The sequence below is a fragment of the Ensifer sp. YR511 genome (genome assembly GCF_900103045.1).
Taxonomy (GTDB): Bacteria; Pseudomonadota; Alphaproteobacteria; order Rhizobiales; family Rhizobiaceae; genus Ensifer; species Ensifer adhaerens.
Map to the genome: position 1 here is coordinate 39,123 of NZ_FNGR01000011.1, position 20,914 is coordinate 60,036.

Sequence of the window (20,914 nt, forward strand, 5' to 3'; positions counted from 1 at the left end):
AGCCACGCCCACCGGCGCGGCTCCCGATCGTCGGCTAGTTTATTTTGCAGGCAATCGACTCGGGGAACTGGCACTCGTCTCCCGGCGCGGTGAAAGCGACCCGGTCGACCTGCATCATCGAGGGACCCTTGTAGGCAAAGGCGCCCATCCAATCCGTCAGGGTATCGGTTCCCCAAAGGCTGAAGAAAATCTTTTGCGGATTGGGCGGGATCTTCGCTGGGTCGGTGACCTCGTGGACCAGTTCGCCATTTACGTAATAGCGAATACGCTCCTTCTCCCAGACGAAAGCGTAGTCGTTGAAGCCCTGGTTGGCGCCGCCCGGCACGTCGACCAGCTTCTCGTTGCCGCCCTTGGCGGAGACGTATTGATTGATCTGGACCTTTGCCGGGTTCTTGCCGAGCACTTCGAAATCGATCTCGTCATGCGGCTTTTTGTCGGCCGGCCCGATATAGGTGAAGAAGGCCGAGTTGAGCCCCGAGCCGTCGGCCGTCTTGATCCGCGCCTCGTAGGTGCCATAGCTGAAGCGCTTGCGGGTCTGGATTTCGCCGCAGGCGTAATTGCGCTCGCCGAGTTTTCCTTCAGCAAACGTCAGTTCGGCGATGCCGTTGACGACCTTCGCCTGTTTCTTCGACCAGGTGCAGTTCTGATGCGCGCCATTGTTCCAGCCGTCCGAGACGTACCAGACGGCGGTGTCGAGTGTATCGAAGTTGTCGATGAAAGACGCACCCGTTGTGGTCTCTTCGGCCAGGGCCGGACCGGCAAGGCCGACGGCGACAAGGGTGAGCAGGGCGAGGCGGTGAGGTCGTTTCGATCTCATGGTCAGGTCCTTTGCTGGGGGGAGGGACCGGCGCGAACAGCCCCTGTCCGCGCACGCATGTCGCGGGCCGAGCCGGTCCGGCTGCCGGTGAGAATAGCGGTGAGGGCTGGCAGCCAGCGCGCGGAAAGAGCGTAGGCGCCGGCGAGGAAGGCGATCGTGATGAGCGGAACCGCGCAGTAGAACGCCGGGTAGTAGCCGATGTCCGAGCGGTTCCAGATCATCCAGAAGAGCACGAGTAGCGGAAAGTGCGTGCAGAAGATCCAGAAGCTGAGACCGCTGCCGCGCGAAAGCTGAGCGCCGATGTTGGTTCGCACGAGAAGTGCCGAAACCGCCCAGGAACCGACGATGCCGGAAATCGCAATCAGACTGCGCAGCATTTCGAGCCACACCGGAAAATTCGGGCCAAACTGATAGAGCAGGATGGACAGGAGCACGGCTGCGCTCAGGAACGCGATGGTAATCGGCCAGGAAAAGCGATCGAAGCTGCGGACATCGATGCGATGCAGGCTCATGTAGATGCCGGCGCTAAACCCGAAGAGGATCGACTTCTTCAAGAAGATGCCGTTCGGAACGGGCAGCACTGCATAGGCGAAGAGGACGGCGAGCGTCTGTGCCGGATAGCGCTTGATCAGCCACGCGAGCGCAGGCGAAAGAACGATACATAGCAGGAGATCGCGCAGAAAATAGAGCGGTAGATTGATCGGCAGATCCTCGAGCGCGAAGGCAAAGCTCAGCCACTCTCTGGGGCTGGCTCCGATGACCTCCGGCAAATAGCCCGAACTGATGTCCTTGCTCTGCGCGACGAAAACCAGCGCGAGAAACGCCAGGTTCCACAACAGGAATGGCAAAAGTACCGTCCGAGCCTTGGTCTTCAGCGTCCGGCCATAGTCGAAATTTTCGAGACCGCGACGGAACAGGAGATAACCGGAAATCGCGCTGAGGCAAGGGACGCCGACACGGAAGAGGCTGTCGCCCAGGAAAATGCGCAACCAGTCGATGCCGCCATAGGTGCCGACATACGGACTGGTCGCCGGATCGTAAGGCACATGCACAAAGACAATGCCTGAGATCAGCACGATGCGCATCAGATTGATCCGCGAGGAGATATTCGCGTTCACATCAACGATATCCGTCACCCCCATCTGGCAGCGCGTTTAGAAGCGGCCGTTTCAACAGAGCAGACCAGAGCCCGCACCCAGAAGATTAGGCTCGGGCACGGATCAAAATATGGCGCCGCAGCAAACGAATCGGCCTTGGTTTGCTGCGGTGCAGCATTAGAAATCGCGGCAATACTAGGAAAATAGGCCTATCCCCGCACTTGGACTGGGAAAAAACCATGACGTGGGCGTCAGTTGCGGAATATTAACGGCCGCTGATTTTCTGATGCTTCTGCTTGTTAAAGTGCATATGTAACGCCGAAAAGTTGTGCGCTTTTTCTTCTGTTTTTCAGTTGAGACAATGCCGCGGATCTCATTCCTCGCCGAAATGCGGCAAGGGTGGGGCAGTCTTTAGCGCTATTCCAGCCGTTATTCGGCGGCGGCTGGTACCGAGCTCGAAGCACCGCGGGAACGAACCATATCGGTGAGCTTTGCCAGCAGCGACCGTTCGGTAACGAGTACCAACACCAGATAGATCAGGGCACCGATCGCGGCGCCAACAAGAACCTGGAGCACCGCGCTTGGAAGAAGCATGCCGTAGTGGTCCAGCAGCAGCCTTACGACGACAGCCATGATGAAAGCCGAGACCAGCGGCCTCACCGAAATCAGGAACCCGCGCAGGAAGGGCAGCTGGTCGGCGCGAAAGACAACCCAGGAATAGCCGACAAGCGTCGCTAGGTTCACGAGGCAGAGGGCGATCATCGCTTCGACGAGCGAGCCGCCGATCGCGGCATAGGCGACGGCGGCAGTGGTGGCGATTGCCCGGATCACCGCCCACCAGAAGAGGGTCGTGCCCTGGCCGATACCCTTGAGATAGGGAATGTAGGTGCTGCAGGGTGTCAGCAGGCCCTTCGACAGGGCGAGCAGGCCGAGCACCGGCCAGGCTGAGGCCCATTGCTGTCCGAAGAGCACGAGCATCGCCGGCTCGGCAAGCGCCCAGAGGCCGAACATCATCGGCGCGAGCAGCACGGTGGTGACCTGCGTGCTGAGCATCAGCGCTTGCGAGCGCCGCTGGCGATCCTCGCCCATACGGCTGAAGGCGGGAAAGAGAACGCCCATGACTGCTGAAAGGACGATCTGGTTCGGAATGCTGGAAAAGCGGTTCGCCGCCGAATAGGCGCCGGCATCCGAAAGGCCGAGATAACGGCTGATGACGACCATCGGCGATTGGAAGGTGACGAAGTTGGCGATCTCGGAGCCCATCATGCCAAAGCTGAAGCGGCAGAGCGAAAGTACGCGCCGTGCCGAAAACACGAAACGCGGGACATAGCCGGAGACGGCGTAGAGACCGGCCAAACGGATGAATGCAGAAACGAAAAGCTGGGCGAGCAGCGACCACACCCCAAAGCCGAGAAGCGCCGCCCCGACCGCGATGAGCGCGCCGAGGATTTCGGAGAGCATGGTCCAGACCGCGTCCTTGCTGAAATTCATCCGCCGGGCAAGCAGTGAATAAGCAACATCGCCGGCAAGCTGCAACGGGATGAGCAGGCTCATGATCTGGAGCAGATGGCTTGCCTCCGGCGCACCCAGCAGGCTCGCCAGCGGTTCGGCAAAGACGAAAAGCCCAAGCGCCATCATCAGCGAAACCACCAGATTGGCCCAGAAAGCGGAGTGGATGAGTTCCATGTCCTCGTCGCGCTGGATGATCAGAGCGGAGGCAAGACCGGCGCCGCCGATCATCGCCAGAAACTGCACGACGGTGAGCGCGACGGCGACCGTTCCGAACTCCTCGGGCGTCAGGATACGGGCAAGAATCGGCACGGTGACAAACTTCAGCCCGAATGTGCCTGTCTTTGAAAGGACGCTCCAGCCGACGTTCCGAGTCACAGACTTGGCATTTACGTTTGAAGGCATGTGAGCATCCCGTGATGCCTTTGAAGGATTTCCGACAAAGGGCAAGCGCTAGATTTGAGGTCGCGACCCGGTGGGAGGAGACCACGAAATACTCTTTTAGAGAAACCGCAGGGGCGAAAAGATGGCGAAGCTGACTGTTATTATTCCCTACTACCAGAAGGAGCCGGGTATTCTTCGGCGCGCGCTCGCGTCCGTCTTTGCCCAAAGCTATCAAGACTTCCATGTCCTGGTGATAGACGATCAATCTCCCTACTCGATCGACGAGGAGTTGAGGCCGCTTGCCGATGGCGAGCGGGCGCGCGTGACGGTGATCCGGCAGGACAACAAGGGTCCAGGCGGCGCGCGCAACACCGGGCTCGACAACGTTCCGGCCGACGCCGCGTTCGCCGCGTTCCTCGATTCCGACGACATCTGGACCACCGATCATCTCCAGAATGCCGTCGACAGCATGAGCCGCTTTGGTGCCGACTGCTACTGGGCGTCGATAACAGGCGGGGAGGCGTTCTACTACCATTTCGGCGTCGCCGATCTCGAGGCAAGCGATACGGTCGTGCGCTTGCAGGAAAGCCCGCTTGTCGTCGAAGTTCCCGATCTTTCCAATGTCATGCTGCGGAACTGGAGCTTCCTGCACCTGTCTTGCATGGTGGTTGGTCGCCGGCTTTTCGAGACGGTGCGCTTTGATGCCGAGCTGCGTCTCGCGGCCGAGGACGTGCTGTTCTTCTGCGACTGCATTCTGGCGGCAAATCGTGTCGTGCTTTGTGATGCAGCCGGTGCCATGCGCGGGGAGGGCATCAACATCTTCCACTCGATCGACAACGATTCGCCGCAATTCCTGCAGCAGCAGTTCAACACCTTTGTTGCCCTTGAGACGCTTGAGCACCGGCTTTCGCGCAAGCCATCGGCCGTCGCGTCGATCCAGTCCTACCAGCACACGGCCCGTCGTCAGGCGCTCTGGAGCCAGGCGCGCCGGCTGAAGCGGCGGAAGTCGCCGCAGTTTCGACTGCTGGCACGTTGGGTCCTGCGCGATCCCAAGCTGTTGCAAAGCGCATTCGAGCTTGCCGTCGGCAAGTTTTCCCGTTCACGCTGATCCGGACAGAAACTCCTTTTGGAGGAAGAACAAGCCCGCCAGGCGCGGCATCGAACCTATCTCGCATTTGAAAGAAGGGACCGCCCATGAAGCCCTATTACTGGGAATCTCAGCACGGCAATTTCGGCGACGACCTCAACCTCTGGCTTTGGGATTTCCTGCTGCCGGGTTTTCGCGATGTCCATGACGACATCCTCCTCGTCGGCGTCGGCACGGTGCTCAACCGCGCGCTTCTGCCTGATGGCGTCCGCAAGCTCGTTATCGGCAGCGGTTTCGGCTACGGCAGCTTGCCGGACATGCGGGATGCCGCCGAATGGGACCTTCGCTGCGTGCGCGGCCCGTTGACAGCCGAGAAGATCGGCCTTGCGCCGGAGCGCGGTATTGTCGATCCCGCGGTCATGGTCGCCGACATGCCGGAATTCCGGAACCTGCCTAAGCTATACAAGCGCAGTTTCATTCCCCATTGGGAAAGTGCGATCGCCGGTATGTGGCCCGTCACCTGCGGCACCGTCGGCCTGCACTACATCGACCCGCGCGGCGAGGCCAAGAGCGTGATCCGCGAGATCGCGCAATCGGAGTTCATTGTCGCCGAATCGATGCATGGGGCGATTCTCGCCGATGCATTCCGCGTTCCCTGGGTGGCGGTGACGACGTCGGACAGCATCAACAGCTTCAAGTGGAACGACTGGGCAAAAACCGTCGGCGTCGAATACCGTCCCCGCCATGTTCCGGTCTCCAGCCGCACCGAAGCCATGATTAAGGGCGCACGTTTCTGGGGCATGGGCTTCGAGGCGCAGACTGTGCCGGAGGCTGCGAACCTGCGATCCGCCGACGGCGAGGTGATCGTCGCGGCCAGAGAACCGCGTCAGACGTTCTTGCGCAGCGCGGCCAAGCAGGTGCTTGCGGCGCCGTCGACGCTTGCACTTTGGCAGGCCACTCGGGCAGAGCCGCAATTGAGCAGCGACAGCCGGCTCGCCGAACGCAAGGAACGCTTCCAGGATGCGTTGGCCGCCGTACGGCGCGCCTACTTCTAGGATGTGACAAACGACGCTCCGGACGAGATGCCGGAGCGTATTCCGCTCGCGATGGTTCGACGTGGCGCCGACGCCGCAACGCGTGGTGCTAGCGCGCGTGCTCCGCGCCGATTGGCAGAAGGTAGCGCACTGCCGCGCCTCCGCCCGCCGGTGCCGCATCCTGGCGCGGCCTGAAGCGCTCCGTCTTGTCGGCGAAAATACCGGCGGTGACGGCCGGCGCGGCGCCCGGGCGCCGCATGAGGTAACCGATCGCAGCCATAGCACCGCGCTCTTTCTTGAGGTCGAGGAAGTGGCGGTGCTGGTAGCGGCCACGCACGTGACGCTCATGCCGTCGCACGGCAGCCGCTGCCTCACCGTCGAGGTCGTTTGCCGCGAGTATGACGCGGTCGGCCTCGTAGAGGCGCTTTAGATCCTCGGTCCGGTGGCTGCCGCTCAACGAATTGCCGCGCACGATCGCCGCATAGCCACAGCTTTGAATGACCTTGTAGCGTGCACCTTTGGCCAGTGCGCGAAGATAGAGGTCATAATCCTCCCCCAGACGAAGCGCCTCCTGATAGCGGATGCCATGCTTATCGAGGAAGCGGCGGCGCATCAGCGGCTTCAGGAAGCCGATCTCGCCACGTTTCACGCCCGGCTGCGAAATATTGCCCTCGACGAAATCAATGAGGCCGAGAAGGCGCGGCCGTGGCGGGAAGTCATCGACCCTTGGAGCCGCACCAGTCACTGCGGCCTCGCCCATGAAGGCGATATTGTCGGCGATGAAATCCCACTCCTCTACTGCGAGCAGCCTGCCGAGCCTGCCCGGTAGAAAGAAATCGTCGGCGTCGAGGATCGCCAGGACCGGGGCGCGGCTGATGGCAATCGCATGGTTGCGCGCTGCTGAAGGACCGCGATTGCTTTCAAAGCGTGCGATCGTCAGCCGTCCGCTGTGATCTTCGGCAGATCGCGCCGCGGCGACGGTCTGATCGGTGGAGCCGTCATCCACCACGATCACTTCGGCGGTTTCCTGTTCGGCCAGCGCCGACGCGACCGCGCGGGCGATGGTCGCCTCGGCATTCTTCGCAGCAATGATGACGCAGACATCTGTCCGGGCGACTGTGGTCATGAGGGCCTCCAGTATCGTGTCTCGCGGGCAGCGCGGCGCCTAGGGGCCAAGTGGACTGCACCAGTTCTCGATCGCTGCATGACGCAGCCGGGTCATTGGCGACCGGCTAGATCATGCAGCCCGGCATGGAATCTTGCCGTAACGGGCCGCACCATGCAGGGCGATCATGTCGCAACCGCGTCAAAGGCGATTTTTTTGAAGAATGGCGAGGCAGGCTTGTCCGGCCGTGCGGTCAACGATTGAAGTGACCGGGCCGGTCCAGGCGGTGGCTATTGCTGCCCGGCTTGTCGTCATTGGCCGATTGCAGCACTTCAGCCGCTTTTTTTCCGCGCTCGCGCGCTTTCCTCCAGATTAGGAAAACGACCGCGAGGAAATAGCCGATCTGAATGAGGACCGCACAGATCGCCGTCTGGATCAGCGTGGATGTGAGAGAGCCATTGAGGAAATAGGTGACGACAGCAAAAACCGTCAGGGCGCCGATCATACTCACGAAGACGCGTGGTGCGTACATGGCACTAGCTCGCAATCGGTTCTATCGCTGCAGACGTCATCGCAAAATCGGCCTTTCCTCTGCAAATGTTAATATATTGGCGACGGACATCGGCTGCAACCGGCAATAGCCGCCGCTTTGGCACATAGAAACAGGCAAATCTTTATGTCGCGTTTCGAGCAGCGTCGATCGAATCAAAATCAGTTGATTGGCCTCGAACGCCATTGTGACGCGAGCCTGCGCTCGGCAGCTTATTTTCCACCTCCCGTCGGGAGACGCTCTCCGCGTCGCCCAATGGTTGCCGCCACACTCACGTGCTGATCAACTTTTATTACAAGTTTGAACGATGTTGCGAGCCTTTGTGTGCGCCGCGAAGACTTGGTGCGACGCAGCAAAATTTGGGAAATACGGACGACCGTAAATTTTGGAGCAGGGGAAATCACGCTCCCGAAGCTCAAGGAAAACATCGGCCTGCGAAGATATCGCCACTTCGACGGAAATGTAATTTGGCTCGCCAGAAACAATACAGGAATACGTGCGAGGTGATACTGTTACTCGCAATAATATAACAGCCTCTGTCACGAGAAATATTTCATATTCGAAAGTGGTGATATACGCATTTTGGCCCCTGCTCGGATACTCGCCTTTATTTCGCCTTCAAAAAGCAAATCCTTACCGGACGTTCATTATTCACGATGAGCGCGCCCCAGTGTGGGCTGTAGGCCCCCCTGGGGAGACCGACAAATCGCCAAACGTAAATGGAGTCACCTCTATGAAGTCTGCGACCAGATCGGCCAATTCGCCGTTTTTCAGTGCCGCAGAGTTTGCGGCAATCCCACCCGTGGGTGGCGTTTCGAAGCGTGGCTTCGACGTGTTTGCCGCTTCCCTCGCCCTCGTTTTCTTAAGCCCGCTGTTCCTGATGCTCATGGCGCTGGTCAAGTTTTCCGACGGCGGCAGCATCTTCTACGGCCACCGCCGCATCGGCCATAACGGCAAGTCGTTCCGTTGCCTTAAGTTCCGCACCATGCGGCCTGATGGGGACCGGATCCTGCAGGACTACCTCAAGGCCAATCCGGCCGCCTACGAGGAATGGCGCGCGACGCGCAAACTGCAGGACGACCCGCGTGTCACGGTCGTCGGCAGTGTCCTGCGCAAACTAAGCCTTGATGAACTGCCGCAGCTCGTCAACATCGTGCGCGGTGAAATGAGCATGGTTGGCCCGCGCCCGGTGGTGGAGGACGAACTGGAGCTCTACGACAGCGCCGCCGTCTACTACCTGCAATCCCGACCCGGTCTTACCGGCCTTTGGCAAATCAGCGGGCGCAACGACGTATCCTACGCAACCCGCATCGCGTTCGATACCCAGTACGTCCAGAACTGGTCGCTGCTGAAGGACTTCTCCATCGTTGTCAGAACCATTCCCGCCGTTTGCCTTTCGCGCGGCAGCTACTGACGAAACAGCGCCTGGAAAGCCCGCGCGACCGGTCGCGGGAAGGCGCCTTCAATCGGGAAGCCCATATGAGAGAACATCATCTGTCGGGAAAGTCGCGCATGCCGCGCACGCTACCCCGTTTCCTGCGCCGGGCGGTTCTCATCGCCGCGGCGCTCACTTGTGCTTTTCCGGCTTGGGCCGATGAGTATCAGCTCGGCACTATGGATAGGCTGAGAATTCGCGTGGCCGAATGGCAGACCGCGGAGGGGGCTGTCCGCGACTGGTCGGTCGTCAGCGGCGAGTACACCGTTGGTCCTTCGGGTGCTCTATCCTTGCCCTTCATCGGCGACCTGCCGGCGGCGGGCAAGACGACGACCGAAGTTGGTGAAGCGATCGGCGAGAAGATGCAGACGCTCTTCGGTCTGCGCGATCGGCCGTCCGCCTCCGTCGAACTCGCGCAGTACCGCCCGGTTTATCTCGCGGGCGAGGTCCAGAAGCCCGGCGAATATCCTTTTGCCCCCAATCTGACGGTGCTGAAGGCCGTAAGCCTTGGCGGCGGATTGCGCCGTTCGGAAAGCGGCCAGCGCTTTGCGCGCGACTACATAAATGCGCATGGCGATTCGAGCGTCCAGACGTCCGAGCGCAACCGGCTGCTGATCCGTCGCGCCCGCCTTCAGGCCGAGATCGCCGAAAAGGATGGCATCGAACTGCCGAAGGACCTTCAGGGCGTTCCCGGTATCGACAAGCTTCTCGCAAACGAGACCGCATTGATGGCCTCGCGTGACAGGAAGCAGAAGCTGCAACTGGAGTCGCTCGCCGATCTGAAGTCCTTGCTCGAAAGCGAAATCCAGTCGCTGGCAAAGAAGACGGAAACCCAGAACCGCCAGCTCGAGCTCGTCGTTGAAGACCGCGAGAAGGTCGAAAGCCTCGCCGAAAAGGGCCTGGCGCTCAGCCAGCGCAAGCTGTCCCTGGAGCAGCGCGTAGCCGAACTGCAGGCCGCCCTTCTCGACATCGATACTGCTTCGCTGAAGGCGAAACAGGATGTCAGCAAGGCGGGCCAGGACGAAACCAATCTTCGCAACGATTGGGACGCTCAGCTGGCGCAGGACCTGCAGAACACCGAGGCCGAACTCGACACGCTTTCGATCAAGCTCGGCACCAGCCGCGACTTGATGGCCGAAGCGTTGCTGCAATCGGCCGAAGCCGCGCAGTCGAAGGACAATACGGCGGAGGCGACGATCGCCTATTCGATCATGCGCGAGCGCGACGGAAAGCCGACGGAGATCTCCGCCGACGAAAATACGCCTGTATTGCCGGGTGACGTGATCAAGGTCGAAGCCAACCTGGCAACGCAGTAGGAACGGCTGTGAAAATTTCGAAGGCGAGCCTGATTTCTCCCGATCGCAATGGTGTCTATGGCACTGTTGCGATCGCGCTATCGCTCTTCGTCTTCGCCTATTCCTCGCGCTTCGGACAGGCGTCGATCCTGCTCTACTATGGCCTGTGGCTGCCGCTGGTGCTGGTCGATTACCGTCGCGTGCTCGGCAACTACGGAATCCGCCTCTGGATCTTAGGATTTGCGATCTTCGCCTGCCTGTCGGTCTTCTGGTCGGCGGCGCCCGGTATGACGGCGCGAACGGGGATACAGTATCTCTCCCACGTGATCTGCGCCCTGATTGCCATGCGGGTTGTCGGCATCAGGACCCTGGTGCGCGGCGCGATTTCCGGAACCGGCGTCGTTCTCGTCTACTCACTCCTCTTCGGCGTCTACCACCTCGATCCTCTCGACGGCACTTACAGCTTCGTCGGCGCTTTCGCCTCGAAGAACCAGCTGGGATTCTACGCCTCGCTCGGCATCTATTTCGCCTTTGTCGCGCCGATCGCGCTTGGCGAACGCGGCCTGTGGTTCGCGGCAGCCAGCCTGGTCGCGTTGCTGTCGGCCTATTCACTTTTTGCCTCGCAATCGGCGACGTCGGTGTTGACCACAGTGGTCATCATCGGGGTGTGGCTGGGCATGCGGTTGGTCGGACTATTGTCGCCGGCACACCGCAAGGGGCTCTTCCTCGCCGCCGCCGTCTGTGGCGTCATGGTCGCCGTTGCGGCCATCTATGGTGGGGGCGTCGATCTTGTCCTCGGGCTTTTCGGCAAGGATTCCACCCTAACCGGACGGACCTATCTGTGGCAGCAGGGCATCGAGGCGGCCATGTCGTCACCGCTGGTCGGTGTCGGCTATCAGGCCTATTGGGTCCAGGGCTTCTCGGAGCCCGAACGCCTGTGGGAAGAGTTCTATATTGCCACGCGCTCCGGCTTCCACTTCCACAACACCTTTATCGAAGCGATGGTGGAGACCGGCGCGATCGGGCTCGTGCTTCTGTCCGGCATCCTTCTGATAACCGTGCTCGGGCATACCAAGCGGTTGTTGACGCAGGATCATGACACGCAATCTTCCGTGCTCTTCGGCATAGCGCTGCTTCTGCTGGTGCGGTCCTTCGTCGAAATCGACATCATGAACCCCTATCACATCGGCTCGTTCCTGCTCTATTTCGCCGCCGGAAAGCTGACTTTACCGGAAGCGCGCACGCACCAGAGCGTCGAAGATCGTCCGGCGCCGGCCGTATCGGAGATCCCGCTACGACTGAGGTATCAATGATCAGCGCCCCGACGACAACGATCTACGGCATTCAGTATCTGCGGGCCGTCGCAGCGCTCGGGGTCGTCGTCTTTCATGCCGCCGAGCGCACCGGGCACCACTTCGCAATTGGTGCTGCCGGCGTCGACGTCTTCTTTGTCATCAGCGGCTTCATCATGTGGGTGATCAGCGAACGGCGGCCGGTGTCACCGCTCGCCTTCCTCCGCGATCGCATCCAGAGGATCGCGCCGATCTACTGGCTCGCAACCGCGGTCATGGTCATCGGCGGCCTTGTTGGCCTGTTTCCCAATCTTGTCTTGAGCAACGCGCATGTGCTTTCCTCGCTGCTGTTCATTCCCATGCGATCGCCAAGCAGCGGCGAAATCTGGCCAGTGCTGGTGCAGGGGTGGACGCTGAACTACGAGATGTTCTTCTATGCGGTCTTCGCCTTGACACTGCTGTTGCCGCGGTCGAGACGGCTGCCGGCGATCGCTGGCTGTTTCTCGGCGCTGGTTGCCATCGGCGTTGCCGTCGACAGCGACAGCGCGCTCTTCGTCACCTATACGCGGCCGATCATTCTTGAATTCGTGGCAGGCATGATCGTCGCCGAGTTGTGGCTGAGAGGCAGGGTGCCCGGCGCAATGTCCGGCCTTATGCTTGTCGCCGGCGCGTTTTCAGGATTTGCGGCGGTCGCCGTGCTTCGCCTGCCTTTCGACGAATTCATCCTCGGGCCTTTGGCCGTCATGCTCGTCTTGGGAACGCTGGCGCTCGAAGCGCAGGGCTGGTTCCGCCCCAGCAGGCTGCCGATGATGCTTGGCGACGCATCCTACTCGATCTACCTCTGGCACACCTTTGCGATTTCGGTCGTGGTCAAGGCTTGTGGAATGATGGGTATAGGGCTGCTCACATCGGCGCTGCTGGCGGTCATTGCGGGGACCGCGCTCGGCGTTTTCGCCTATCTTCTGATCGAGAAGCCGCTGGCCACACGGCTGCGCTCGGGCTTTTTCTCAAGGCCGGTGCAACACACGGCCTGACAAATCGGAGCCGTCTGGCGCGGCGATCACCGCCGCGCCAGACGTGGTCTATATCTCAGACACCCTGATTACGACGGGAATGCCAGTTCCACGCCGTGCGCGTGATGTCGGTGAGACCGTATTTCGGAACCCAGCCGAGAATGTCGCGCGCCTTGTCGTTGTTGGCGACCAGGGTGGTCGAATCCCCTTCGCGGCGGTCGACGAGATCGACCTGGAATTCGCGTCCCGAAACCTCGGAAATCGCCGTCAAGAGTTCCTTGACGGTCGTGCCGGTACCTGTTCCGAGGTTGAGCTCGACGCTGTCGCCGCCCGAAAGCAGGTGTTCGACCGCGCGCACATGGGCGTCGGCAAGATCAAGCACGTGGATGTAGTCGCGCACGCAGGTGCCGTCGCGGGTGTCGTAGTCCGTGCCGAAGATCTTGAAACTCTGGCGTCGGCCGAGGGCCGCGTCGATGGCGAGCGGGATGGCATGCGTCTCCGGCTCGTGCCACTCGCCGATGCGGCCTTCCGGATCGGCGCCAGCGGCGTTGAAGTAGCGCAGGATCACCGAGCGCAGGCCCTTGTACTGCCCGTAGTCCTTCAGTGCCTGTTCGCACACCCATTTGGTCCGGCCGTAAGGGTTGATCGGCGCCTGGCGGTGCTGTTCGTCGATCGGCACGCTCTCCGGCAGGCCATAGGTGGCACAGGTCGAAGAGAAGACGAAAGCTTCGACGCCTGCGGCAAGGGCAGCCGAAAGCAAGGTCAGCGTGCCGATGACATTGTTGTCGTAGAAGGAAACCGGGTCTTTCACCGATTCACCCACCTCGATCATCGCGGCAAAATGCAGGATGGCGCGTGGCTTGTGACGGGCAAGGACTTCGTCGAGCCGCTTTCGGTCGCGGATATCACCCTTTTCCAGCACGCCCCATTTGACGAATTCTTCGTGGCCGTTCGAAAGGTTGTCGTAAACGACAGGCTCGAAACCCTTGTTGGCGAGTTCGAGGCACGTATGCGAGCCGATGTAGCCGGCACCGCCGACGACGAGGACTTTATTGCTTTCCATGATGCTTACGATCCTTGGGAGGTTCAGAGAAATTGCCAAGATTTTTCGACGGATGACGACAATGGTGTCAATGCCGCGCGCAATCAAGCACGTGTCCATGTCGCGTATGTGGCGGTGGTTACCAGCGGGCTTCTTTCCACACTTCCGTCGATCCCGGCCCTTCAAAATTGGTGGGAAAAATGCGGGAAGGGACAATTATCTCCCCGGCGACGGCGCGCTAGATGCTTCTTTCGGTTCGGGTAAAACATATAGCATATTAATTTACTAGATTTAATTGATTACGCCGGCCGCAGTCGTACCATAGCCTCCAGATTTCTGAAGGAAGGCTCTCATGACGACGAAACTGAAACGCTTGGCACTGACGCTCGCCACACTTGCGACCACTGGCCTGGCTCTGAGCGACGCGCAGGCGCAAGCGGCAGATCCGGTCAAGGGCGGTACGCTGATCTATCTTGAGCAGCAGGCCCATACGAACCTCTACCCGCCGGCCGGCGGCTTTTATCCGAACGGTGGCATCCTCAACCAGATCACCGACAAGCTGACCTATCAGAACCCGAAGACGCTGGAGATCGAGCCCTGGATCGCTGAATCCTGGACGGTCAACGCGAATGCGACCGAATATACGTTCAAGATCCGTCCCGGCGTGACGTTCTCCGATGGTTCGCCGCTCGACGCGGCTGCCGTTGCCAAGAACTACGACGTCTTCGGCCTCGGCAACAAAGCCCTGAAGCAGCCGGTCTCCGAGGTCATCAACAACTACGAGCGCAGCGAAGTCGTCGATCCGCTGACGGTCAAATTCTACTTCAAGAAGCCGTCGCCGGGGTTCCTTCAGGGAACGTCCGTGATCGGTTCGGGCCTGGTCGCGACAAGCACGCTGGCACTGCCCTTCGAAGAACTCGGCGACGCCACGAAAATCATCGGCTCCGGCCCATTCGTCGTCGAGAGCGAGACGATCGGCAAGGAACTGAACCTGAAGGCGCGCGACGAATACAACTGGGGCCCGGCCAAGCTCGAACACCAGGGCCGCGCCTATCTCGACGGCATCAAGTACATCATCACCGGTGAAGACAGCGTGCGCATTGGTGCACTGCTCGCAGGGCAGGCGGATTTCATCCGCCAGGTCCAGGCCTATGACGAGGGCCAAGTCGAGGCGCAGGACTATCAGATCTACGCGCCTTCCACCCGCGGGGTGAACAACAGTGTCGTCTTCCGCCCAGACAACCCGTTGGTGTCCGACATCAGGGTGCGTCAGGCGCTGCTGCATGCGACCGACACCAAGGAAATCGTCACCACATTATTTTCTGCCAATTATCCGCAGGCAACCTCGATCATCGCGTCGTCGGCCCTCGGCTACAAGGATATCTCGGCCAAGCTCGCTTTTGATCCGGCGAAGGCCAAGGCCCTGCTCGATGAAGCGGGCTGGTCGGTCGCCGCCAACGGTCTGCGCCAGAAGGACGGCAAGGAACTGGTGCTGACGGCTTATGAATCGCTGCCGCAGCCGCAGAACAAGGAAACGCTGCAACTGGTCGCGCAGCAGTGGGGAAAGGTGGGCGTCAAGCTGAGCGTTCTTGCCGGCGATAGCGGCAGCAAGACGGTGGATGATCTCGATCCGCTGAAGACGCCGGTGTCGCCTGCCATGGTCGGCCGTGCCGATCCCGATGTGATCAAGAGCCAGTACTATCCGAAGAACCGCGATGTGCTGCGCCAGAAGGGCGGGCTTAGCGACAAGGTCCAGAGCTTCGTCGATACCAAGCTGAATGGTCTGCTCGATGCGCTCGCGTCCGAGCCGGATCGCCAGAAGCGCCTCGCGATTGCCGGCGAGGTTCAGGATTACGTCGTCGATCAAGCCTATGCGATCCCGATCTTCGAGGAGCCGCAGGCCTATGCAGGTGCGCCCTACGTCCAGGGCGTGGCATTCGAGGCCGTCGGGCGTCCAAGCTTCTACAGCACCTGGCTTGCTGAACATTGATCGGTTCGACGGCCACCGCAACGTCGGTGGCCGTCGTCTCTGAAATCCGCCTGCGAGGAACGGATCATGTCCGCCTATTTGTTCAATCGTGTTGCTCAGGCTCTGTTTGTGCTTTGGGCCGCATTCACGATCTCTTTCGTGCTGCTGCAGGCAATGCCCGGCGATGCGATCCTCATTAAGTTCCAGAACCCCGATCTCGGCCTGACCGCCGAACAGGTCGCCGAAATCCGCGCCTCTTATGCGATCGATAGCTCCGTGCCGGTCCAATACGCGCGGACTATCGGCAAGTTCCTGGCCGGCAACTTCGGCTACTCGGTTCAAGCCGGTGTTCCGGTTTCAAGTCTGCTTGCTGCGCATCTGCCGGCAACGCTGAAGCTCGCGGGGCTCGGCTTCCTGCTAGCTGCGATCCTGGCGACCGTCATCGCTTTCCTCTCCAGTCTCGCGCCGTTTGCGTGGCTGCGTGGCGCGCTGCAGTCGGTTCCGTCGCTCTTCATTTCTATCCCGACCTTCTGGCTCGGCATCATGCTCATCCAGATCTTCTCCTTCCGCCTGAAACTCGTGCCCGTCATCAACCCTGGTCCCTGGCAGGAATTGATCCTGCCGGTTGCAACGCTTGCCGTGCCGATTTCCGCGCCGTTGGCGCAGGTGCTCGTTCGCAATATCGACGAGGTGATGACGCGGCCCTTCGTCGCCGTGGCGCGGGCAAAGGGCGCCACTCGCCTTTGGGTTCTCTGGCGGCACGTCGCGAAGAACGCGCTGCTTCCGACGCTGACGATTGCCGGCGTGTTGTTCGGCGAACTGATTGCCGGGGCCGTGGTGACCGAGACCGTCTTCGGGCTGAACGGCATTGGCGGGCTGACCGAACGCGCCGTGGGCAGCCAGGACGCAGCCGTGCTTCAGGCGATCGTCGTTCTGTCTGCGCTGGCCTTCGTGATCATCAATCTCGCTGTGGACCTGCTCTATCCGGTGCTCGACCCACGCCTCAGGACCAAAACGGGAGCCGTTGCATGACGACCTTCGATACGCTTCGCGATGACGCTATTGCGGCGCCAAGGGCAAAGAGCGAGCGGCGTTCTGGCGCGGCATCGCGGCTGCGCCGTGTACCCGTAGGACTGGCCCTTTCCTGGCTTATCCTCGGTTCTGTTTTCCTCTGGGCGGTCGCCCCCTCGTTCTTCACAGGCTACAACCCGCTTGAGGGCGTCGGTGGCGCGCAGTTGCAGCGGCCGAGCGCCGATCATCTGCTCGGAACCGATGCGCTCGGGCGCGATCTCTATGCGCGCATCGTCTACGGGGCCGTTCATTCCCTGACAGGTGCTTTTGTCGCCGTTGGGCTGGGACTTGCGGTTGGCACCGGTCTCGGCGTCGTCGCTGGTTCGGTGCGGCGTCGCTTCGACGATGCGATCATGCGCGTTGTCGACGTGCTCCTGTCGATCCCTCCGCTGCTGCTTTCGCTCAGCATCATTATCCTGCTCGGCTTTGGAACTGTGAACGCGGCAATCGCTGTTGGGGTCACCTCGGTGGCAGGCTTTGCCCGGCTGGCGCGGGCGGAAGTCGTGCGCGTGTGTCGCAGCGATTATGTCGAGGCGGCCTTCGGCAGTGGCGGGACCTTCGCCTCGGTTCTGTGGCGCAATATTCTGCCGAATTCCTTAACCTCGGTCGTCGCCTTTGCCGCGCTGCAATTCGGATCGGCCGTACTGCAGATTTCGACGCTTGGATTTCTCGGCTACGGCGCGCCGCCGCCGACCCCGGAATGGGGGCTGCTGATCGCCGAGGGGCGCAATTACATTTCTACCGCCTGGTGGCTGACCACCGCGCCAGGCATCGTGGTTGTCCTCGTCGTGCTGGCTGCCAATCGCGTCAGCCAATCTTTCGGGAGGCCCGCAGCATGACCGTCATACCTGGACCTTTTCCCCCCGTTCTCGAGGTCGAGGATCTTTGCATTGCCTACGCTGACAGCAGCGGCGAACGCCGCGCCGTTCATGACGTTTCGTTTCGCATCAATCCAGGCGAGGTTGTGGCCCTTGTCGGTGAATCCGGTTCCGGCAAGACGACGACCGCACAGTCGATCATCGGTCTGCTCGCTGCGAATGGCCGAGTGGAACGCGGAACCATCAAGCTGAATGGCACCGACATTGCCCGCTGGACGGATCGGCAACTGGATACGGTGCGCGGCGCGAGGATCAGCCTCGTGCCTCAGGATCCGGGAAGTTCGCTCAACCCGGTCAAGACGATCGGCTCGCAACTCGGCGAGATGTTCCGGATTCATGGTGCGCTGAGATCCGACGAGATCGAGGCCCAGGTGCTCTCTCTTCTGGCCCGCGTCGGCTTGAGCGAGCCGGCACTTCGGGCGCGGCAGTATCCGCATGAACTGTCGGGCGGCATGCGCCAAAGGGTCTTGATTGCGATTGCGATTGCGCTGAAGCCGCAGCTGATCATCGCCGACGAGCCGACGAGCGCGCTCGACGTCACAGTCCAGAAGCGCATTCTTGATCTCATCGACGAGTTGCGAACGGAGTATGGTACGGCCGTGCTTCTGGTGACCCACGATCTCGGTGTTGCCGCCGACCGGGCCGATCGGATCGTCGTCCTACAGGGCGGCCGGATTCAGGAGCAGGGCGCAACGGGCGCTGTTCTGGCCGCACCACGCAGTCCCTACACGAAACAACTGCTTTCGAACGCGCCATCCTTTACCGCCCCCCCGAGGTTGGCAACGGTTCGACCACCCGTTGCGGAGGCTCCGGACGATATCGTCGTCGTCGAGGGCCTTGTCCGCGAATTCGTTCGCAAGGACGGCGGATCCCCGCTACGCGCCGTCGACGACCTGAGCTTCCGCGTCCGGCGCGGAACGACACATGCGATCGTCGGGGAATCCGGTTCTGGGAAGACGACGACGATCCGCAACATCGTCGGCTTTGACAGGCCGACGGCCGGCCGGATTGAGATCGACGGCACCAATGTCTCGGGCCTGAGCGGAGAAGGGCTTCGGCAGTTCCGCCGCAAGGTCCAGCTCGTTTACCAGAATCCCTACGGCTCGCTGGACCCGCGTCAAAGCGTGCTGCAGATCGTGACCGAGCCGCTGACGAATTACCCGGGACTTCTACGTTCTGATCGTGAGGAGAAGGCAAGGGCGATCCTTGGCCGCGTCGGTTTGCCTGAGGACGCATTTGCACGGCGGCCCCATGCGCTTTCCGGCGGCCAGCGCCAGCGTGTTGCCATCGCCCGGGCGCTCGTGCTCGATCCGCAACTGGTTGTGCTCGACGAAGCGGTTTCCGCACTCGACGTCAGCGTGCAGGCCCGCATTCTCGACCTCTTGGACGAACTGCAGGGCGACCTCGGGCTCACCTACCTCTTCGTTTCCCACGACCTCGCCGTGGTGCGTCAGATCTCGGACACCGTTTCGGTTCTGAAGGATGGGCGGCTGGTCGACGGCGGAACCGTTTCCGACGTCTTCGAAAACCCTCGCAGCGATTACACCCGTGAGCTGATCAATGCCATTCCCGGACGCAACCGCCGGGCTGCGGCCTGAAGCAGCGGACTACAGACAGGACCGACCATGATTGAGACGACGCCACGCAAACGCCTTGGCTTTTTTACCCGGCTGCTCGACGACGTTCAGGCGGGCACCCGCTACTACTACGCAAAGGAGCAGATCGTCACCGCCGAGCGTTTCGGCTTCGACACGGCCTGGGTCGCGCAGCACCATTTCCACGCGGACGAAGGCGGCCTTCCGGCGCCTCTGGTTTTCCTTGCTCATGTCGCCGCGGAGACGACGCGCATCCGCCTCGGGACCGGTGTCATTACGCTGCCGCTCGAAAATCCGATCCGGGTGGCCGAGGACGCCGCCGTTTTCGATCTGCTCTCCGGCGGGCGACTGGAGGTCGGGTTCGGGACCGGCGGCACGCCGTCCTCCTTCACGGCCTTTGGCTTGGAAAGCGCCGATCGCGGCGCGATCTTCGGCAGGCATCTCCAAACGGTTCTCGACGCTTGGGCAGGTCGGGCCCTTCCAGGCGGAGATCGCCTCTACCCGTCAGCGCCGCAACTGCTCGGCCGTATCTGGCAGGCAACCTTTTCGGTGGCGGGTGGCGAGCGGGCAGGGCGGGCCGGCGACGGCCTGATGTTGTCACGCACCCAACCGCGGCCAGAAGACAATCCGCACGCTTCGCTGGCGGCGTTGCAAAACCCGATCATCGACGCCTATCTGCATGCGCTTCCTTCCGGCCGCGCGCCGCGTATCCTCGGTTCTCGCAGCCTGTTCGTTGCCGACAGCCGTGCCGAAGCGTTGCGGCTTGCCGAGGTTGGGTTGAGACGGGGTGCGGAACGACTGATCGCTAGCGGTCATACAGTTCCCGGCAATTCACTTGCCGATCTGATTGCGGCCTTCGACGTGCATGTCGGCTCCGTTGACGACGTCATTGCCAGTCTCAGCGCAGATGAAACGCTGGAGCGTGTCACCGATCTGGTGTTCCAGGTTCATTCCGTTGATCCGCCGCACCCATTGATTCTGCGCTCCATCGAGCTCATCGCCACCAAGGTCGCTCCGGCGCTCGGCTGGTCGCCGCAGGAGAAATTCCATGCCCGGCGTTTCGGCGCCGTCGGTTGAAACGGACAGCTGGTTCCATTTTTCAAAGGAGACGACGTCATGACCACCACGTCACCGGATATCATCGATCTGCTGGCCGGCATCACCGCCGGGTCGGCGCTCGACCGCATTCGCGCCCAACGGCCGGAAACCCGCGAACAGGCGCAGAAAAGCTATCTTGCACTCTTTCAGCCCGCGGATTTCGGCGACGTGTCGGCGGCGGAGCGGCATGCGGTCGGAAGTTTCGTTGCCGGCCTGCACCGTCAGCCGGACATTTTCGAATTTTACAGCAGTCATTTCGAGGATAGCGACAACGATCGCTGGTTGATCGAGGTTATCAAGGCCGAGATCGGGGTAGGACGGGCAACAGGGCCATACGGCAACTATCCGGACGGGCCCCTTAATGGAGAGAATGAAGTCGGCCCACTCTATCAAGTATCACGGTCAAGCCGCGAGGTGCTCGGCCGTAAGCTGTCCGCCGCGCTGGAGCACGCCCACCTGCTCGTCTTCCATTTGCGTGATGCCAGCCCGCAGGCGTTGCAAGCCTTGCTCGACGCTGGCTGGACGACAAATGGTGTCGTGACCCTGTCGCAGCTGATTTCCTTCGTTGCGTTTCAGATCCGCGTCATCACCGGTCTTGGCTTGCTGTCGACCGCCACGAAGCGCGCTGCGGCTTAAGAACTCA

18 protein-coding genes are annotated in these 20,914 nt (G+C 61.2%); 12 read left to right on the forward strand and 6 right to left on the reverse strand.

Annotated features, from left to right (window positions below):
* Positions 1-34: 34 nt before the first annotated feature.
* The 3 genes from BLU15_RS19265 to BLU15_RS19275 all read right to left on the reverse strand — a co-directional run bounded on the left by BLU15_RS19265 (position 35) and on the right by BLU15_RS19275 (position 3,828).
* Positions 35-817: an endo-1,3-1,4-beta-glycanase ExoK gene (locus BLU15_RS19265; RefSeq protein WP_060644388.1), complete on the reverse strand. Its 783-nt coding sequence runs from the start codon at positions 815-817 to the stop codon at positions 35-37.
* 2 nt (positions 818-819) lie between these two features.
* On the reverse strand, positions 820-1,935 hold the full coding sequence (locus BLU15_RS19270; protein ID WP_090297405.1) for an acyltransferase family protein: 1,116 nt from the start codon (positions 1,933-1,935) through the stop codon (positions 820-822).
* Positions 1,936-2,343: 408 nt separating this feature from the next.
* Entirely contained in the window at positions 2,344-3,828 is a 1,485-nt protein-coding gene (locus BLU15_RS19275; RefSeq protein WP_090297205.1) for a lipopolysaccharide biosynthesis protein, read from the reverse strand.
* 121 nt (positions 3,829-3,949) lie between these two features.
* Between BLU15_RS19275 and BLU15_RS19280 the strand changes: the two genes are divergently transcribed.
* Together BLU15_RS19280 and BLU15_RS19285 are read left to right on the forward strand one after the other, a co-directional pair.
* Positions 3,950-4,915, forward strand: coding sequence for a glycosyltransferase family 2 protein (locus tag BLU15_RS19280; protein ID WP_060521083.1), 966 nt, complete (start codon positions 3,950-3,952; stop codon positions 4,913-4,915).
* 86 nt (positions 4,916-5,001) lie between these two features.
* Positions 5,002-5,949, forward strand: coding sequence for a polysaccharide pyruvyl transferase family protein (locus tag BLU15_RS19285; protein WP_060529216.1), 948 nt, complete (start codon positions 5,002-5,004; stop codon positions 5,947-5,949).
* A gap of 88 nt (positions 5,950-6,037) precedes the next feature.
* On the opposite strand, the gene BLU15_RS19290 is transcribed toward BLU15_RS19285, so the two are convergent.
* Positions 6,038-7,054: a glycosyltransferase family 2 protein gene (locus tag BLU15_RS19290; protein ID WP_090297208.1), complete on the reverse strand. Its 1,017-nt coding sequence runs from the start codon at positions 7,052-7,054 to the stop codon at positions 6,038-6,040.
* Between the two features lie 232 nt (positions 7,055-7,286).
* Complete coding sequence (locus BLU15_RS19295; protein WP_060582949.1) at positions 7,287-7,565, reverse strand: exopolysaccharide production repressor protein; 279 nt, start codon at positions 7,563-7,565, stop codon at positions 7,287-7,289.
* Positions 7,566-8,316: 751 nt separating this feature from the next.
* Here BLU15_RS19295 and BLU15_RS19300 point away from each other — a divergent pair.
* The 4 genes from BLU15_RS19300 (at position 8,317) to BLU15_RS19315 (ending at position 12,639) form a co-directional block, all read left to right on the forward strand.
* Complete coding sequence (locus BLU15_RS19300) at positions 8,317-8,997, forward strand: sugar transferase (RefSeq protein WP_090297211.1); 681 nt, start codon at positions 8,317-8,319, stop codon at positions 8,995-8,997.
* A gap of 65 nt (positions 8,998-9,062) precedes the next feature.
* Entirely contained in the window at positions 9,063-10,334 is a 1,272-nt protein-coding gene (locus tag BLU15_RS19305) for a polysaccharide biosynthesis/export family protein (RefSeq protein WP_034797963.1), read from the forward strand.
* 8 nt (positions 10,335-10,342) lie between these two features.
* Positions 10,343-11,626, forward strand: a complete 1,284-nt coding sequence (locus BLU15_RS19310; protein ID WP_090297214.1) for an O-antigen ligase family protein — start codon at positions 10,343-10,345, stop codon at positions 11,624-11,626.
* The gene (locus BLU15_RS19315; RefSeq protein WP_060582947.1) at positions 11,623-12,639 is read left to right on the forward strand and encodes an acyltransferase family protein; all 1,017 of its coding nucleotides are present in this window, start codon (positions 11,623-11,625) and stop codon (positions 12,637-12,639) included. The genes BLU15_RS19310 and BLU15_RS19315 overlap by 4 nt, the downstream gene beginning before the upstream one ends.
* A gap of 55 nt (positions 12,640-12,694) precedes the next feature.
* Here BLU15_RS19315 and galE read toward each other — a convergent pair whose 3' ends face one another.
* Positions 12,695-13,681, reverse strand: a complete 987-nt coding sequence (gene galE, locus BLU15_RS19320; RefSeq protein WP_060521088.1) for a UDP-glucose 4-epimerase GalE — start codon at positions 13,679-13,681, stop codon at positions 12,695-12,697.
* A 331-nt stretch (positions 13,682-14,012) separates the two neighbouring features.
* On the opposite strand from galE, the gene BLU15_RS19325 reads away from it, so the two are divergent.
* From BLU15_RS19325 to BLU15_RS19350, 6 genes are all read left to right on the forward strand, one after another.
* Positions 14,013-15,650 carry a TIGR04028 family ABC transporter substrate-binding protein gene (locus tag BLU15_RS19325; protein ID WP_090297217.1) on the forward strand — a complete coding sequence of 546 codons (1,638 nt, stop codon included), beginning with the start codon at positions 14,013-14,015 and terminating at the stop codon, positions 15,648-15,650.
* A 66-nt stretch (positions 15,651-15,716) separates the two neighbouring features.
* Positions 15,717-16,661: an ABC transporter permease gene (locus BLU15_RS19330; RefSeq protein WP_090297219.1), complete on the forward strand. Its 945-nt coding sequence runs from the start codon at positions 15,717-15,719 to the stop codon at positions 16,659-16,661.
* On the forward strand, positions 16,658-17,539 hold the full coding sequence (locus BLU15_RS19335) for an ABC transporter permease (protein WP_090297221.1): 882 nt from the start codon (positions 16,658-16,660) through the stop codon (positions 17,537-17,539). Before BLU15_RS19330 ends, BLU15_RS19335 begins: the two co-directional genes overlap by 4 nt.
* A complete protein-coding gene (locus BLU15_RS19340) occupies positions 17,536-19,176 on the forward strand; it encodes a dipeptide ABC transporter ATP-binding protein (RefSeq protein WP_090297224.1) in 1,641 nt (546 codons plus the stop codon). Before BLU15_RS19335 ends, BLU15_RS19340 begins: the two co-directional genes overlap by 4 nt.
* A gap of 27 nt (positions 19,177-19,203) precedes the next feature.
* The gene (locus BLU15_RS19345) at positions 19,204-20,250 is read left to right on the forward strand and encodes a putative FMN-dependent luciferase-like monooxygenase (protein WP_090297227.1); all 1,047 of its coding nucleotides are present in this window, start codon (positions 19,204-19,206) and stop codon (positions 20,248-20,250) included.
* Positions 20,251-20,289: 39 nt separating this feature from the next.
* Positions 20,290-20,907 (forward strand): CMD domain protein, encoded by a 618-nt coding sequence (locus BLU15_RS19350; protein WP_090297230.1) that lies wholly within the window; start codon positions 20,290-20,292, stop codon positions 20,905-20,907.
* Positions 20,908-20,914 lie beyond the last annotated feature (7 nt).